At 56.9% G+C, this 425-nt stretch carries 1 protein-coding gene; it reads left to right on the top strand.

The window, feature by feature from the left end; all coding sequences use genetic code 11:
• Nucleotides 1-146: 146 nt before the first annotated feature.
• On the top strand, nt 147-425 hold a 279-nt coding region (locus AF337_RS38635), incomplete at its 3' end, for a TRAP transporter small permease (RefSeq protein ID WP_152971363.1).

The raw sequence follows: 425 nt of genomic DNA, 5'->3' as shown, positions 1-425 counted from the left end.
GCAGGCGCTGGAGCTGACCAAGGGTCTGGTGGCGTGAACCGAAACACTACAGCGCCCCGCTTCTTTTCAGACGCGCAAGGACGCTGTAACACTTTGGTTGCTGCAGGCGCCGCGCTCCTTCATTCCGAACTGGAACAGGGCCGATCATGTCGCAAGAAATTCATACGCAAATCACGGCCGAAGAAATCGGTCACGAGTTCGAAGGGCACGCTCCGACCGCAAACGTCTCGGACTACGCCATTGAAGACTGGATCACGCTGATCGTCTTCTGGCTGATGGCGGGTTGCGTGTTCCTGCAGTTCTTCACGCGTTATGTGCTGAACGACAGCTACGCATGGACCGAGGAAATCGCGATCAATTGTCTGATCGGCGTCGTCTTTCTCGGTTCCGTCATGTGCGTGCGCACATCGCGGCATATCCAGGTG

The organism is Rhizobium ecuadorense (genome assembly GCF_001187535.1).
GTDB classification, from domain to species: Bacteria; Pseudomonadota; Alphaproteobacteria; order Rhizobiales; family Rhizobiaceae; genus Rhizobium; species Rhizobium ecuadorense.
Note: the sequence above shows the minus strand (reverse complement) of the source record. Positions and strands in the feature narration are given on the sequence as shown.